Genomic DNA, 15596 nt, shown 5'->3' with positions numbered 1-15596 from the left:
ACTAAGCCCAGCCGCCCGTTTGCGGAAGACTCACCCCCCGATCACGATCAGCCACGCCGTCGAGAACCCTCATCCGACGGCGGCTTTCCCATGTCCACCCCCGGCACGCCAACGCCAACCCTCGGCGGCATGAACCACGGACAACGCTTCACCCCGCAGCGCCCCAAGGCCCTGGGCCTCCCACAGCACCACCACCAGCGCCACAACCCATAGCACCACCAGCAGCACGGCAAAGCACCAACCCGGAACCGCAGACGGACCCGGCATCACCCGAAGACTCGACGTCACCGAAGACCCGGCACGACCGAAGACTCGGCGTCACCGAAGACGCGGCACCCGCTGAACACCCGGCCTCACGGAAGACTGCAAAAGGCCCTGCGCCGCAGAAGGAAGACTCAGCACCACGAGAGGAAATGTAGGTGCCACGGGAGTAGTAGGCGGAGGGCGGCAGAAGCAACGCGGCGGGCGGCGAGGGCTAACGACGGAGGTCCACGGCACCTACAACTCTGCCTCACCTCCCTAACGCAGAGACGTAGGTGCCACGGCAGTAGCGGGCGGAGGCAGCAGCAGCGCGCCGGGCGGCGGGGCCCGGCGGCGGGGAAGGCCCACGGCACCTACAGCTCTGCCCCACCGCCCTAACGCAGAGATGCAGGTGTCGTGGAAGTAGTAGGCGGAGGCGGCAGAAGCAGCGGCAGCGCGGCGGGCGGCGAGGCACGGCGGCGGGGAGGGCCTACGGCACCTACAACTCTGCCCCACCGCCCTAACGCAGAGATGCAGGTGCCACGGCAGCAGTAGGCAGGAGCGGCAGAAGTAGCAGCGCGGCGGGCGGCGAGGCACGGCGGCGGGGAGGGCCTACGGCACCTACAACTCTGCCTCACCGCCCTAACGCAGAGATGCAGGTGCCACGGCAGCAGTAGGCGGAAGCAGCGGCAGCGCGGCGGGCGGCGAGGGTCGGTGGTGGCGGGTGGGGGTGCGGCAACGGTGCCGAAAGGGTGGGGGCGCGGTGGGTCGTGGTGGCGTGGGAAAGGCGGCAATCGGCGGGGGTGGAAGGTGGGGTGGGGCTGGGATGTTTGTGTGGCTTGATATTGAGCTGGCCGAGGGGGTCTGCTTTGGCTTGGGCCTACGGAAACCGAGGCTGGCAACTAGGCTTCGGTGGTGTCTGAGCTACGCATCGAGCCTGTCAACGGCGACCAGATGATTTTGGATTGGCAGCATGTTCACAACGCTATTATTCCCAACGACCCGCTGAGCCTGGCCGACATCGGCGAAAGGCTGCGGCGCAACCGTCTTGAGGTTGCTTACCTTGCGGAGACGCTTGTCGGCTGCACCACTGTGCGCCCGCCCAGCGGGGACACGGCCGCGGCTACTGTGATCGTGCGGGTGCTTGCCGAGCATCGCCGGCGGGGGTTGGGCAGCCAGCTTTATGTTAGGGCGCTGGCCCAGGCACGGGCGCTGGGCACCGACGAGATAGAGACCATTGTATGGGCCTCCAACGTGGACGGTCTGCGGTTCGCGGAGGCTCTCGGGTTCGTCGAAGTGTCCCGATATCTTCCGCCGGATGAGGAAGTCCCGTATCTTACGCTCCGGCTGACTGATCGCGGGTGATGTTGCGCCGGGGCGCGGGTTACCGCAAACTCTCTATTGGTCGAAATTTTTCAATCGTTGAGCGATCGCGCGTGCGCTGTGGGAGGAAGTCGTGCTTCTGGTTTATACGGGGCGGCACAAGGCCGCGTCGAGCTGGTCGCGGTACATCCTCGCCGAGGCGGCGTCCGCGTTGGGGATGCGAACCCTCACTGTGATCTCGCCGCTGCAGTGGGCCGAGCACGGCTCGCTGGGCGCTCTTATCCAGGACAAGAAGCCGGACCTGGTGTCGCTGACGAATGCCCGCCAGGAGGACTATGACACGCTGCCGCCCCGGCGCACCGTCAACGTCATCCGCGATCCGCGCGACATCGTCGTGTCCGGCTACTTCAGCCACCGCAACAGCCACGTCACCCAGGCGCTGGGCATCACCTGGGAGGAGCTGATCCCGCATCGCCAGCGCCTGCAGGAGCTGGACCTCGATGAGGGCATGCTGGAGGAGATCGAGTTCAGTGGCTTCTTCCTGGATCACATGGTCACCTGGAATTATTCGCAGCCCGAGGTGCTCGAGCTGAAGATGGAGGACCTGGTCGGCGACAAGGTGCGGCTGTGGACGCAGATCTTCGACCACTATGGCCTGTTGATCGCTCCGAACCGGGTGCGCGAGTGGGTGCTCAGCGCCGCGGTGAAGTGGAACCTGGCCACCAACAAGGAACGGCCGATGCCGCTGCGCCCGACCACAAAGCGGGCGTTGCCCCGGATTCCCATCAAGCGGCTTCCGCGCGGCTATGTGCCGCGGACACTCGAATTCTTCACTTTCGCCAAGATGTCCAATTCGACCCGTAAACCCGGCGAGGTGGATGAAATGAGCCATTACCGCAAGGGCATCCCGGGCGATTGGCGCAATTACTTCACTGAACGCCACGCCAAGGCGTTCCGCCAGCGCTACGGCGATCTGGTCGAGCGCCTGGGCTATCCGCCGGAGTAAGCCCGCCGGTGAGTGTCGTGTAGCTGACACCGCCCGTCTCCCCAAAGTGGAGGCGGGCGGTTCGCCTTTTTGGACATCCGAATTCATCAAAATAGAACTAGCGTCATGCATCGATCTGGTTAATACTCCCAGACGGGTGCGCCTATATCGAACCGTACTAGGGGATTAGGCGTGCCCATGAACAGATTTACCAGGCTGACCGCTGCGGTCAGCACCCTCATTCTGACCGTCTCCGGGGTCTCCGCCGCCCAGCCCGCGAGCCAGCTGGCCGGACCCGCCGCCACCGTCGCCGAGCCGGCCCCGGCCATCTGCGCCGTCGGCGACACGGCCCAGCAGAACATCGCCGCCAGCCTCACCCTCCCGGACTTCCAGGCTGTGGTGAGCCCGACGGACAGCCAGACCCGGGTCGTCTCCTACGAAAAGGCGAGCCTGAAAATCAAGCCCAGCGCGGTGAAGCTGCCGGTCGGTATCGGCATCACCGCGCTGAAGGACAAGGATGTTCCCCCGCTCGACTCGGGTATGACGAACGTGACCGGCAAAGCCCACCACGGCTACCGGTTCACCCCGCACCCGATGCAGTTCGCCGAGATGATCGAGGTGTCGCTTCCCTACGACCCGGCGCTGCTGACCGAGGACTTCACCGCCCAAGACATTTACACCTATTTCTACAACGAGGCGGGCGGGTGCTGGGAGCCGCTGCAGCGGGTGCGCGTCGACGAGGCCAACCAGCTGATCGTCTCGCTGACCGACCACTTCACCACCATGGTCAACGCCACCGTCGTGGTGCCCGAGCATCCGGAGGGGGTGGAGTTCAACCCCAACCAGATCAAGGGAATTCAGGCCGGCGACCCAGGCGCCGGGGTGAACCTCATCGCGCCGCCGTCGGCGAACAACCAGGGGGACAACAAGCTGGGCTACGCGCTCGAGCTGCCACCGGGACGGCGGGGCGTGCAGCCCCAGCTGTCGCTGAGCTACGACTCGTCGCGCGGCAACGGCTGGCTCGGGGGCGGCTGGGATCTCGCCACGCCCACCGTCACCGTTGAGACGCGCTGGGGAGTTCCGCGTTACGAGGCTGCCCAGGAGACCGAAACCTATGTGCTCAACGGCGAACAGCTCACACCGGTCGCCCATCGCGGGGTGCTCCAAGCCCGTACCCCGGAAAAAGTCTTTCACAGCCGGGTAGAGGGCAGCTTCGCGAAAATAGTGCGGCACGGCACCAGTCCCGCCAACTACACCTGGGAGGTCACCGACAAGAGCGGCACCACGTGGATCTATGGGGCCGCCGACGGGTCGACGCTCAAGGACGGCAAGGGCAACGTCTTCGTCTGGGCCTTGCAAGAGGTGCACGACCCCAACGGCAACCTGATGCGTTACCACTACGCCAAGGTGAACGACACCGGTTTGGACAGCGGTTCGGTGCCTGGCAGCAACCTGTACCTCGACCGGATCACCTACACCGGGCAAAACGGTGTCGAGGGCCGCTACACGGTCAGTTTCACCCGCGACCGTGAGCTGGGTGAGCCGCTGCGCACCGACAAGATGATCGACGCGCGCGGTGGGTTCAAGCGCGTCACCGCCGACCTGTTGCGCAAGGTGGAGGTGTCGCTGGACGGCAGCCTGATCCGCGGATACGAGCTGTCCTATGTCACCGGCGCGTTCCACAAGAAGCTGCTGCGCTCCATCTCCCAGCTGGATGCCAATGGCGCTCTGTTCAACACGCACCAGTTCGACTACTTCGACGACATCCGTGACGCTTCTGGGCAGTACCAGGCGTTCCAGCCGCTGGGCTGGACCTCGCCCGGTGACGGCCTGAGCAAGGACGAGCTGAACCTGACGCCGTCGCAGGCGGGCGACGCCAGCGCGCTGAACGCCAACTCCAGCTTCGGCGGTGGCGGCCACCTCTACGTCGGGGTGGGCACGCAGGCCAGCAAGTCCGGCTCGGTCGGGCTCAAGGTGGGCTTCAGCCATACCGACAACGACGGCGTGCTGGCCCTGGTCGATGTGGACGGCGACTCGCTGCCGGACAAGGTTTTCCGCGATGGCGGCGCTACCAGGTACCGGAAAAATCTGGCCAAGCCGGGTGGTCAGCCACGCTTCTCCGATGAGGTCAGAAACCTTGCGCTGCCCGGAATCAGCGATGAATCGAGCAATGCGGTCACCCTCGGCATCGAGGGGTACCTGGGGGCGGTGGCCGCGCAACTGGACTACGTGAACACCTTCGCCACGACGAGTCAGTATTTCAGCGATGTCAACGGTGACGGCATCATGGACCTGGTCACCGGCTCGACCGTCCTGTTTGGACGGCTGGGCGCCGGAGGCGTTCCCGTCTACGGCATCAGCGGCGACACCCCGGTTCCTGTTCCCAGTGGACCGGTCGACCCGACCGGGTTGTTCAGTGACTTCGCCGCCGACCGGGACCGGCTCACCGACTCGTTCCCGCTGCTGGACACGCTGCGCCGCTGGGTCGCCCCCTACACCGGCGTCGTCAGCGTGACCGGCAACGTGAAGCTGGCCGACTCGACCGCCGCGGCACGGGCGGCATCGACTTCGGCCGACGGGGTGCGGGTGGCTATTCAGCTGGAGAACCTCGAGCTGTGGAGCGAACAGATCGCGGCGCAGGACAACTCCGCGCACACCCCGACCGGGGTCGCGTCGCTCGCGGTGACCCAGGGGCAGCGGCTCTACTTCCGGGTGCAGTCCGTCTTCGACGGCGCTCTGGATGAGGTGTCGTGGGATCCGGTGATCACCTACACCGGCGTCTCCCCCGTCCTTGACGTCAATTCCCTTTCTGGGCACCAATTCCAAGCCAGCCGCGACTTCACCCTCGGCGGGCGCAGCTCCTCGGTCAAGGCGCCGCTGACCGGCACCATCCATCTGTCCGGCGACTTCGTCAAGAGCGGCCCGACCACCGACGATGTCACCGTCGTCATCGCCGTCGACGGCGTCCCCGCGCTGGAGCAGACCCTCGCCGCGGGCAGCACCGGCTCCGTGCCGGTGAACTTCGATCGCACCGTCACCCAGGGCCAGACCCTGACCTGGCGGGTGAAGGTGGACTCGCCGATCGATCTGGATCGGATCGACTGGGTCCCCAACGCTTTCTACACCGCGGCCAGCGGTGTGGACAGGGTCACCGACCCGCAGGGCAATCCGCTCATCACCTTCTATCCGCCCTACAACCTGGACATGTACCCGCAGGACGGGCTGGCCGCGCCGCAGGGCTCGCACACCGTCGCGGCCGATGGCGACCTGACGGTTGCCCCGGAGCTGACCTTCAACTTCGGTGGCGCCACCCCGACCGCGCGGGTGGCCTTCACGGTCAAGCGGCGCGGAGCGTTGCTGGGCAAGCGTTTCTTCGACATCCAGGGCGGAGTGGTCACCGCTCCCGCGCCGTTCACGGTCGCGGCGCAAGCCGGTGACGAGCTGTTCTTCGACTTCAGCACTCTCGACCCCGCCCTGCGCGGCTTCCTGGTAAGCCAGTCGGTTCTCCTCGACGGAAATCCGGTGCCCAGCGCGCTGCACAACGCGCTCACCGAGGACGCCTTCGCCCAGCCCTACCGCGGGTGGGGCGCGATCGGCTACAACGGCAACCGCGGCCGGGCGGGAACGCCCATCAACCAGGCCGATCTCGTGATGGACGACGATTTCGGCGACCAGCTGCCCGGCAGTGTCGACCCGCAGGCGCAGAAGGACTCCTTCGCCGCCGACCCGCGGATCAACCCGCCGAGCGTGGACGCCTTCGCGCCGTTCCCCCAGTTCCATCGCTGGGGTTCCAGCGACCACAACTGGGTGACCAAGTCCGCGGCGAGCAGCTCGCGGCGCGGCGCGCTTTCCATCGATCTGCCCGACCCGGTGGATTTCGGTGGCGGCTATGCGGTTGCGCGGCTGTCGCGTTCCCAGCAGATCTCGCTGACCGGCGGGCTGAGCAGCCCGGTGGGAAGCATCGGCGGCTCCATCGCCGAGGGGGCCAGCACGGGCGAGGTCGACTTCATCGACATGAATGGTGACCAGTTCCCGGATGTGGTGGGCGCCAACGGTATCCAGTTCTCCGACATGGTCGGCGGCTTGGGCGGCAAACGTGGCGACCTGCCCGGCGGCGCGGTGCGCAGGAGCACCAACATCGCGGGCAACGCCAGCGCCGGAAGCCCGGCTCGGACCATCACCACCGGCCGCGGCCACGGCAGCCCTCCCGGGTACACGTCGACAAACACCGCTGAGGCCGGAAATGACATGCCACCGCTGGGCATCGGCGGGAGCATCGGCGGGAGCAGCTCGGACGGCAACTTCGACCTGCTCGACATCAACGGCGACGCGCTGCCGGACCGCATCTACGACAACGGCGATGTCGCGCTCAACCTCGGTTACGAGTTCGCCGGGCGCGAGCCGTGGCGCAACCCGGCCGCGCTGAACGACGGCGACGGCGAAAGCTTCGGCCTTAACATCGGCTTCAACACCGACTTCTACGGCTTCGCCGGCGGCGCCTCCTACAGTGAGGGCAACAACACCGCCAATGCCACGCTGGTCGATGTCAACGGCGACGGCCTGATCGATCGGGTCTTCGCGGGCAGCCCGCTGCGGGTGTCGCTGAACACCGGCAACGGTTTCGAGCCGCCGGTGCCGTTCCTGGGCAGCCTGTCGGCCATCAACGACGAGCAGAACGCCCGGCTCGGCGGCGGGGTCTACTTCACGATCCCGATCTGCTTCATCTTCATCTGCATCATCATCAACCCGGGTGGGGACATCTCCACCGGGGCGAGCCGCACCGAATTCGCCATTCGCGACATCAACGGCGACGGCCGGCCCGACCATCTGTCGTCCACACGCGACAATCAGCTCACGGTGGCGCAGAACCGAACCGAGCGCACGAACCTGCTGCGCGGGGTGAGCCGGCCGATGGGCGCCCGGCTGGACTTCGACTACACGCGCGACGGCAACACCTACGACCAGCCGCAGTCGCGCTGGCTGCTCACGAAGACCACCGTCAGCGACGGGTTCGCCGGCGATGGCGCTGACACGCAGCTGACCACCTACGAGTACACCGGCGGCGTGTTCGACCGGCTGGAGCGGGAGTTCTTCGGCTACGGCAGGGTGATTGAGCGCCACCGCGACACGCAGGCCGCCGACGCGGTCTACCGCAGCATCACGCGTGACTATCTGACCGACAGCCACTACACCCGTGGGCTGGTGCGCAAGGAGCTCACCACCGACGCGGCCGGGCGGCCGTTCGCCGAGACCGAGCACACCTATGCGCTGCAAGAGGTCGGCGGAGGTCTGGCCAACCCGCGCAGCACCACGGCGACGGTCTTCCCGCAGCTGACCCGTACCGACAAGCGTTTCTACGAGGGCAACCCGACCCCGGGCAAGGCCACCTTCACCACGATGGACTACGACGCGTTCGGCAACGTGATCCGGTTCTTCGATGCCTCCGATGTGGGTTCGGCCGACGACACCGACACCCGGATCCGGTACTCGGCGGACGATCCGGCCTGCCGGACGACCAACATCGTGGGCGTGCCGAACGTGATCGACGTGTTCGGCAACGGAACCCTGATGCGCCACCGTGAGTCCACTGTGGACTGTGCGACGGCGAACGTGACCCAGGTGCGGGCCAGGCTGGCCGGCGGCGAGACCGCGGTCACCGATCTGGAATATTTCAGCAACGGCAACATAAGGGCGGTCGTCAATCCGCCCAACCGGGTCAGCCAGCGCTATCGGGTGGACTACACCTACGACACCGCCGTGGCCACCCACGTCGAGTCCATCACCGACAGCTTCGGTTACCGATCGCTGGCCACCTACAACCTCAAGTTCGGTTTGGTGGAGAACACCACCGATTTCAACAACCAGGTCATCCGCAACACCTACGACGCGGTCGGGCGGCTGGACACGGTGGCCGGACCGTATGAGGCGCCGGAGAACCGGCTCACCATCGACTTCGAGTACCACCCGGAGGCGACGGTGCCCTATGCGGTGACTCGTCACGTCGACCGGGAGGCCAACGGCACGGTACGGCCCGACGCCATCGACACCGTCATCTTCATCGACGGGCTGGGACGCAAGCTGCAGACCAAGAAGGACGCCGCCGTGCACACCGGCCCGAACACCGCCCCGCAACAGGCGATGATCGTCTCCGGGCGAACGGTGTTCGATGCCTTCGGCCGCAGCACGCGGCAGTTCTACCAGACCACGGAACCCAAGGGCGGCGCGAACCAGACCTTCAGCCCGGCCTTCGACTCCGTCTCCCCCACGGTGCGCGTCTTCGACGTGCTCGACCGCACCACGCGCACCACGATGCCGGACGCCACGGTCACCACCACCTCGTTCGGGTTCGGCCCGGACCGGGCCGGGGCGACCCAGTTCGAGACCGTCATCACGGATGCGAGCGGCAACGCCAAACGCACCTATGCCGACGTCCGGGAGCTGACCGTCGCGTTGAAGGAGTCCAACCCGGCCGGCAACCAGCCGGTCATCTGGACCAGCTACACCTATGACGCGCTGGCCCAGCTGACGGCGGTGACCGACGACCGCAACAACGTCACCCGGTCCGGCTATGACAACTTCGGCCGGCGCACCTTCACCGACAGCCCGGACTCGGGCCGTACCGAGATCGTCTACGACCTGGCGAGCAACGAGATCCGCAAGATCACGTCCAAGCTCGCGGCACAGAACCTGGCGGTCGAATACGACTACCAGTTCAACCGCTTGGCGGGCATCCGTTACCCGGTCTTCCCCGCCAACAACGTCACCTACACCTATGGCGCCCCGAACGCGGCCAACAACGGCGCGAACCGCATTGTCGGCGTCGTCGACGGCGCGGGTGTGCTGTCGCGCAAGTATGGGCCGTTGGGCGAGACGGTCGAGGAGACCCGTACCACGCCCGCGCAGGGCAGCCATATCTCCACCTTCACCACCTCATACCGGTACGACACCTGGAACCGGATGCTCGCGATGACCTATCCGGACGGCGAGCAGCTGAGCTACCACTACAACTCCGGTGGCCAGATCGACTCGGCGACCGGCGTCAAGGGCGAGTTCACGTACAACTATCTGTCTCGTTTGGACTACGACAAGTTCGAGCGCCGCGCGTTGCTGGACACCGGCAACGGGACCCGAACCCAGTACACCTATGACGCCGAGGACATGCGGCTGGCGAACCTGAGGGCCAACGCCGCCAACGGTTACGTCTTCGACAACCTCAACTACACCTACGACGAGGTCGGCAACGTCCTGCAGATCCACAACAACACCGTGGTTCCGGGCGGTCCCGACCCGGGCGGGCCGAGCCTGCAGACGTTCCGCTACGACGACCTGGACCGGCTCGTACACGCCGAAGGCGTTTACACGTCGAAGAACCCGCGGGCCGACACCTTCCGCTACGACCTGTCCTACGACACCATCCACAACATCACCCGCAAGACGCAGGTGCACGAGATGGTGGGCAACGGCAACACCCAGCCGGTCGGGAAGACGAGCTACGACTACGCCTACAGCTACGCCAGCGCAAAGCCGCATGCGCCAACCACTTTGGGCATTTACACGATCGGGTACGACGCCAACGGCAACCAGATCAGCCGCGATCAGCAGCCACGGCCGCGGCGGCAGAACATCTGGGACGAGGAGAACCGCCTGGCGTGCAGCCACGAGAACGTGCAGAGCCAAACGTTGCCGCAGACTCCCGCATCGTGTGACAACGCGGGCGGCACCCCCAACGCGGCCCGCTACTACTACGACGATCAGGGCACGCGGATAGTCAAGGACTCCGCGAACTTCCACATGTACCCCAACCGCAACTTCTCCACCCGGGGCAACCAGGAGTTCAAGCACGTCTACATAGGACAGACCAAGCTCATCACCAAGCTGGTGGAGCCGGAACACCGCATCGAGGACAGGCAGTACTACGCGCACAGCGACCATCTGGGCTCCAGCGGTTTCGTCACCGACGACCGGGGCAACCTGGCCGAGCACCTCAAGTATTTCCCCGGCGGCGAAACCTGGGTCAGCGAGCATCCGGTGCAGCCGGTGCCGCAACAGTTCACCGGCAAGGAGTTCGACCCGGAGACCGGGCTGTACTACTTCGGCGCGCGCTACTACGACCCGAGAACCCAGGTCTGGCAGAGCCCCGACCCCGAGCTGAACCAGTATATGAACGGCAAGCTCGCGGGAGGCGTCTACACGTCGGCCAACCTGGCCCTGTACACCTACGCGCACAACAACTCGGTGCGGCTGACCGACCCCGACGGGCGATGGGTGCACATCGCCGTGGGCGCCGGGGTGGGGGCTCTCATCAGTGCGGGCGTCGAGGGGTACCGGCAGTACAAGGCCGGTGAGTTCAGCGCGTTGCGGCTGGCCGGGGCCACCGCGGGCGGTGCCGTGGCGGGCGCGGTCGGCGCGGCCACGCTCGGCGCGAGCGCGGGCGGGGCGGCTCTGGGCGGCAGCCTGCTGGCCCGTACCACGGTCACCGTCGTCGGCGGTTCCGCTTCCGGCGCGGCGGGCGGGGCGGCCGGCGGCGCCACCGAGGCCCTCATCACCGGCGGCGACGTCGGCCAGGCGAGCCTCGACGGCGCACGATCGGGCGCCATCGCCGGGGCCGCGGGAGCAGTGGTGGCCAAGGCGGTGGGCGGCATCGTCACCCACTACCGGCTGCGGCCCTACGCCCCGGGCGGCGGGCACCACCCCGTCTCCCAGGCCGCGGTTCGCGGCGCCCCCGGCTACCCGGCCCGCGGCGCGGGGGTGCTCGCTGTCCCCAACGAGGTGCTCAACGACCTGGGGGTGGCCCACCGCGTGATCACGCAACAGCAACGCGATCTCTACACCGCCTGGCGGGCGGCCAACCCGACCGCCACCCCGACCTGGGCCACGATCGCCAGGATCGAGTCTCAGGCGATGGCCAACGCGGGGATGGATCCCGTCCTGGCCCGCACCATCGTCGACCGGGCGATCCGGGAACTGGAGGCACGAGGAATAGCGGCGCCAACCCGGATCCCGTATGTTGATCCGTAATGGACGATAGGCAAGAGCTGCAACGCTTTGCGGAGCTGCTGATGCGCCTGGTCAGGGATCAGGCCATCAGCAACCTCGACGTTTACGCCGCTGGCAGGATAGGCGGCGCGATCGGCGAGCACTGGAAAATGGTGCTCGCCGATCCGGCGTGCCGCGACGCCATGCTCGAGCTGCTGCCCGAGGTGGTCGACGAGGTGCTGTTCCAGCTGCTCAACGCGCTTGACAACGGCGACCTGCCGATGGCCTGGCGGTGCGAGGACGCCTCCTATGCCGACCTCTACGACATGGGCCGCTCCGAGATGGCCGGCGAGTTCCTCGGCACCGACCCCGACGGCTGGCGGGTCAAGCATTCCCAACAGCGGTTCGTGCATCCCGACGCCGGATAGCTTTTCCCGCACGCCTGCGGCAGGATGCGGCGGGTGGACTGGAAGCGAATGCCGCTCGTCTTGGTGACCTGCCTGGCCGCCTGCGGCACAGCGCCTGCTGTCCCGGCGCCCGCTCCTGCCCCCGCTTCCGTTTCCGTTTCGCCATCGCCAGCACGATCGCCGATGCCGGTGATCGTCCCGCAAGGGGTCAATGCGGGAATAGCGGTCTTCGACCGGCAAAGCGGCAGCTACCTCACCCAGGTCAACGCCACCGGCCGGTTCCGGTCCGCTTCGCTGGTGAAAATCCTTATCGCCCTTGACTTTCTGCTCGCGCGCGGCCCTGACTATGCGATCAGCGCGTCCGACCGGGCGCAGCTGGAGCTGATGCTGCGCGGCAGCGACGACAAGGCGGCGTCCTACTTTTATCAGCGCATCGGCGGCGAGCCGGGGATCAAACGCATGATCACGTTGATGGCGCTGGAGAACACGGCACCCCCGTCGGCGGTCGGGCTCAACGGCTGGGGCTCCACCACCTTGAGCGCCAACGACATGGTACGCGTCTACCGCTACCTGCTGGAGCAGAGCCCGGCCCCGGTTCGCGAGCTCATCATGGGCAACCTGCGCCAGTCCACACCGTGCGGGACTGACGCCTATCACCAAACCTTCGGCATCCCGCTCGCCTTCCCCCGGCCCTGGACGGCCAAGCAGGGCTGGTGGGGTTTCGGCGACTCCCCACCGATCCGCTGTACCGCCCAGACTCCCCCGCCTGCGGTGCCCTCGGCGGCACCGGCCATCCGCGGGGCGAAACCGGCCCTGATGAGCGGCCGGGTGCTACACACCACGGGCACGGTCGGCGAGGGCGACCGGTTCATCGTCGCGGTGCTGACCCAGTACCCGTCCGGGACAGCCTTCACCGACGCATTCGCCACCATCACCGCCCTCACCCGCACCCTCCCGGTGTCAGTGCCGTCGTGACTGCACGTCACCGCGTCACGATCGCCACATACCAGTCGCCGCTGATGTATTCGGGTCGCACGGTAACGGTGGGCAGCACCCCACGTTCGGGCTTGAAGTCGCCGAATTGCGGGTCGCGCGGATTGATCTGATATCCGTTGGAACGTTGGTCGTAGTCCCAAAAGCCCAGCTCGGTCAGCTCTTTTCCATTGATCTCGATGTGTAGTAAGCCCGGTGTCTGGCTGTTGCCCACAAACGCGATGGACTGTTCATTCCAATGCCACAGCATGCTCGTGCTTGTCTTTCCGCCACTTTCGAGAATGACCACCTCCGATCCCTCTTGCGCCTGATAGCCCTTGAGCTTGCTCAGTTTGCCGGGCCGCGGCGGGAGCGGACGCTGCTCGAACGGAACCTTTTCGAGGAAGGCCGCGGTGGCGACGGTGCCGCGGGGAAACGATTTACCCGATTCGGCCTCGAGCCTCACCTCCAGCGTGGCCATCTCGCCTACCGGAAACCAGGGTTCGCTCGGCTTGAAACGCATGCCGCTCTCGATCGACGCCGAGCCGGAGGAGCAGCCGGTCGACAGGACCTCCTGCCCGTTGATCAATATCCACATAGTCCAAATGTCTTCGTGGCCTGGCGGAAGGACACAGATGCCGGTGACCCAAAAGTCGGTGGTGAACGGAATCCAGGTGGTGGTCGCGCTGGAAGCGCCGGGCAACGTGGTCTGCGCGGCCGCAGTCACCTGGTACTCGCGAATATATTTGGGAATCTCGGTTTTCATGGGTAGGAAGACCTTCTCCACCAGGATCGGAATCACCGAGACTCCGGCCATGATCGCCACCAGGAGGGCGAGCGCGCCGGCGATCCGGTGATTGCGGCGCTGCTTGATCCGCTCGCGAACGGCGACCAGGCGCTCGGTGCCGGGACGCGGTGACGCGACCGCGAAGCCAGACAGCAGCTGCGGATCGAGCCGCAGCTTGGTCAGGGCCCGGCTGGCGTGGCTCTTCACCGCGCCGGCCGAGATGCCAAGCGCCTGAGCCACTTCCGCCTCGCTGAGGTCTTCGAAGTAGCGCAGCACCAGAACGGCCCGCTGCTGGCGGGTAAGGCGGTTCAGGGCCCGCCACACCGCGTCGCGCTCGTCGACGGCGAGCTGACCTCCGGGCTCGCCGTGTTCGGGCAGCAGGTCGGTGGGGCGTTCGGCATGCCAGCGCCTTCGCCACCAGGTGTTGTAGGTGTTGGCAAGGACACGGTGGACATACGGCTCGGGGTCGCCGTCGATGCGCTTCCACACCGACCAGGTGCGGGCCAGCGCTGTCTGCAGCAGGTCTTCCGCCAGGGCGTGGTCGCGTGTGAGCAGCACGGCTACCCGCATCAACCGTGACGAGCGGGTGGTCACAAACTCCTCGAACGCGGCTGCGTCGGCCATCCTCTTCCCCGATTCCTATCCATGATCGCTGTCATAGTAGGTACTCATCGGAGAGAGCTTCAGGTTTACCCGATTATGGTGGCGTTATGTAGCGGGTCCTGGCTGTATGAGGGTTAGATGCGCCGCATGACTGAGACGACCTTGCCCAGGATCACCGCTTCGTCGCCATCGATGACGTCGTAGTCGGGGTTGCGGGGCTCCAGGAAGACGTGGCCGCTGCGGCGGCGGTAGACCTTCACGGTGGCCTCGCCGTCGATCATCGCGGCGACGATGTCTCCGCTGTAGGCCTCCTGCTGCTGGCGCACGGCGACGATGTCGCCGTCGCAGATCGCCGCGTCGACCATCGAATCTCCGCGGACCCGCAGGCAGAACAGCGTTCCCCGGCCGACCAGCTCTCGGGGCAGGGTCAGCACCTCCTCGAGCGATTCGTCGGCGAGGATCGGCCCACCGGCGGCGATCGAGCCGAGCAGCGGCACGAGCACCGGCTTCGGGCCGTCGTCGGCCTCACCCTGAGGCTGCAGGAACATTCGCACGTCGACGCTGCGCGGGCGCGACCGGCTGCGCCGCAGGAACCCTTTCTCCTCAAGGCTGTTCAGATGGTACGAGACCGAGGAGGAGGACATCAGGCCCACCGCGTCACCCAGCTCGCGGTTGGTCGGCGGGTAGCCGCAGCGCACCACCCACTCCTGAATGGTGGCAAGGATCCGGCGCTGACGAACACTCAACGACGACGTATCCACGCTCTCGGCCAAACTCACCGGCAAAGCCTAAGCTATTACATCACTTTTGAGCCGTACATCTCCCCTAGCGGGTCGGCGATCAGCTCCACGCGGGCGCCGTCCGGGTCGCGGAAATAGATCGACGTTCCGCTCTCCAGCATGTACTCGACGCCGGCGGCCTCCAGCTTGCCGCGAAGGTGTTCCCACCGCTGCGGCTCGACGGAGATGGCGAGGTGATGCAGGCCGCCGAGCACCTCGGCGTAGTCGCCGAGATCAAGGCCGGGCAGGTCGAAGAAGGCGAGCAGGTTGCCGTTGCCGATGTCGAAGAAGAAGTGGTTGGAGCCGCGGTAGTCCCGGTTCTCGAAGATCTCGGTGAGCGGGAACTCCAGCACCCCCTGATAGAACTGCACCGTGCGCTCAACGTCGGCGCAGAGCAGCGCGACGTGGTGCACGCCGCGCGCGCTCGACGCCGGGCGCTGCTCGCCCAGGTACACCTCACGGATCCTGGCCCGGTCGGCTTCAATCTGGTCGTAGTCGATGCCCATCGCCCCAGCTTCTCACCC

General features: G+C 66.4%; 9 protein-coding genes. 6 read left to right on the top strand and 3 right to left on the bottom strand.

Going from position 1 to position 15596, the window contains the following annotated elements:
- From Rhe02_RS40980 to Rhe02_RS40955, 6 genes are all read left to right on the top strand, one after another.
- Positions 1 to 213 (top strand): hypothetical protein (locus tag Rhe02_RS40980; protein ID WP_203913900.1); only part of this gene is annotated, 213 nt, incomplete at its 5' end.
- A 942-nt stretch (positions 214 to 1155) separates the two neighbouring features.
- Positions 1156 to 1605 carry a GNAT family N-acetyltransferase gene (locus Rhe02_RS40975; RefSeq protein WP_203913899.1) on the top strand — a complete coding sequence of 150 codons (450 nt, stop codon included), beginning with the start codon at positions 1156 to 1158 and terminating at the stop codon, positions 1603 to 1605.
- Between the two features lie 91 nt (positions 1606 to 1696).
- The gene (locus Rhe02_RS40970) at positions 1697 to 2569 is read left to right on the top strand and encodes a sulfotransferase domain-containing protein (protein WP_203913898.1); all 873 of its coding nucleotides are present in this window, start codon (positions 1697 to 1699) and stop codon (positions 2567 to 2569) included.
- A gap of 177 nt (positions 2570 to 2746) precedes the next feature.
- Complete coding sequence (locus Rhe02_RS40965) at positions 2747 to 11566, top strand: SpvB/TcaC N-terminal domain-containing protein (protein ID WP_203913897.1); 8820 nt, start codon at positions 2747 to 2749, stop codon at positions 11564 to 11566.
- Positions 11566 to 11952 carry a hypothetical protein gene (locus Rhe02_RS40960; protein WP_203913896.1) on the top strand — a complete coding sequence of 129 codons (387 nt, stop codon included), beginning with the start codon at positions 11566 to 11568 and terminating at the stop codon, positions 11950 to 11952. The genes Rhe02_RS40965 and Rhe02_RS40960 overlap by 1 nt, the downstream gene beginning before the upstream one ends.
- 33 nt (positions 11953 to 11985) lie before the next feature.
- Entirely contained in the window at positions 11986 to 12906 is a 921-nt protein-coding gene (locus Rhe02_RS40955; RefSeq protein WP_203913895.1) for a hypothetical protein, read from the top strand.
- Positions 12907 to 12913: 7 nt separating this feature from the next.
- Here Rhe02_RS40955 and Rhe02_RS40950 read toward each other — a convergent pair whose 3' ends face one another.
- The 3 genes from Rhe02_RS40950 to Rhe02_RS40940 all read right to left on the bottom strand — a co-directional run bounded on the left by Rhe02_RS40950 (position 12914) and on the right by Rhe02_RS40940 (position 15578).
- Positions 12914 to 14314 carry a SigE family RNA polymerase sigma factor gene (locus Rhe02_RS40950; RefSeq protein ID WP_203913894.1) on the bottom strand — a complete coding sequence of 467 codons (1401 nt, stop codon included), beginning with the start codon at positions 14312 to 14314 and terminating at the stop codon, positions 12914 to 12916.
- Between the two features lie 113 nt (positions 14315 to 14427).
- Positions 14428 to 15072, bottom strand: a complete 645-nt coding sequence (lexA, locus tag Rhe02_RS40945) for a transcriptional repressor LexA (protein WP_203913893.1) — start codon at positions 15070 to 15072, stop codon at positions 14428 to 14430.
- Positions 15073 to 15089: 17 nt separating this feature from the next.
- Positions 15090 to 15578, bottom strand: a complete 489-nt coding sequence (locus Rhe02_RS40940) for a VOC family protein (protein ID WP_203913892.1) — start codon at positions 15576 to 15578, stop codon at positions 15090 to 15092.
- Positions 15579 to 15596 lie beyond the last annotated feature (18 nt).

Source organism: Rhizocola hellebori, from assembly GCF_016862955.1.
Lineage (GTDB): Bacteria > Actinomycetota > Actinomycetes > Mycobacteriales > Micromonosporaceae > Rhizocola > Rhizocola hellebori.
This window is presented reverse-complemented; position numbering and strand designations above follow the sequence as displayed.

Bases quoted from the DNA above. Each gene is read 5' to 3' on its own strand.
- Rhe02_RS40940 (WP_203913892.1), bottom strand. From the start codon at position 15,578: ATGGGCATCGACTACGACCAGATTGAAGCCGACCGGGCCAGGATCCGT.
- Rhe02_RS40950 (WP_203913894.1), bottom strand. From the start codon at position 14,314: ATGGCCGACGCAGCCGCGTTCGAGGAGTTTGTGACCACCCGCTCGTCA.
- Rhe02_RS40965 (WP_203913897.1), top strand. From the start codon at position 2,747: ATGAACAGATTTACCAGGCTGACCGCTGCGGTCAGCACCCTCATTCTG.
- Rhe02_RS40960 (WP_203913896.1), top strand. From the start codon at position 11,566: ATGGACGATAGGCAAGAGCTGCAACGCTTTGCGGAGCTGCTGATGCGC.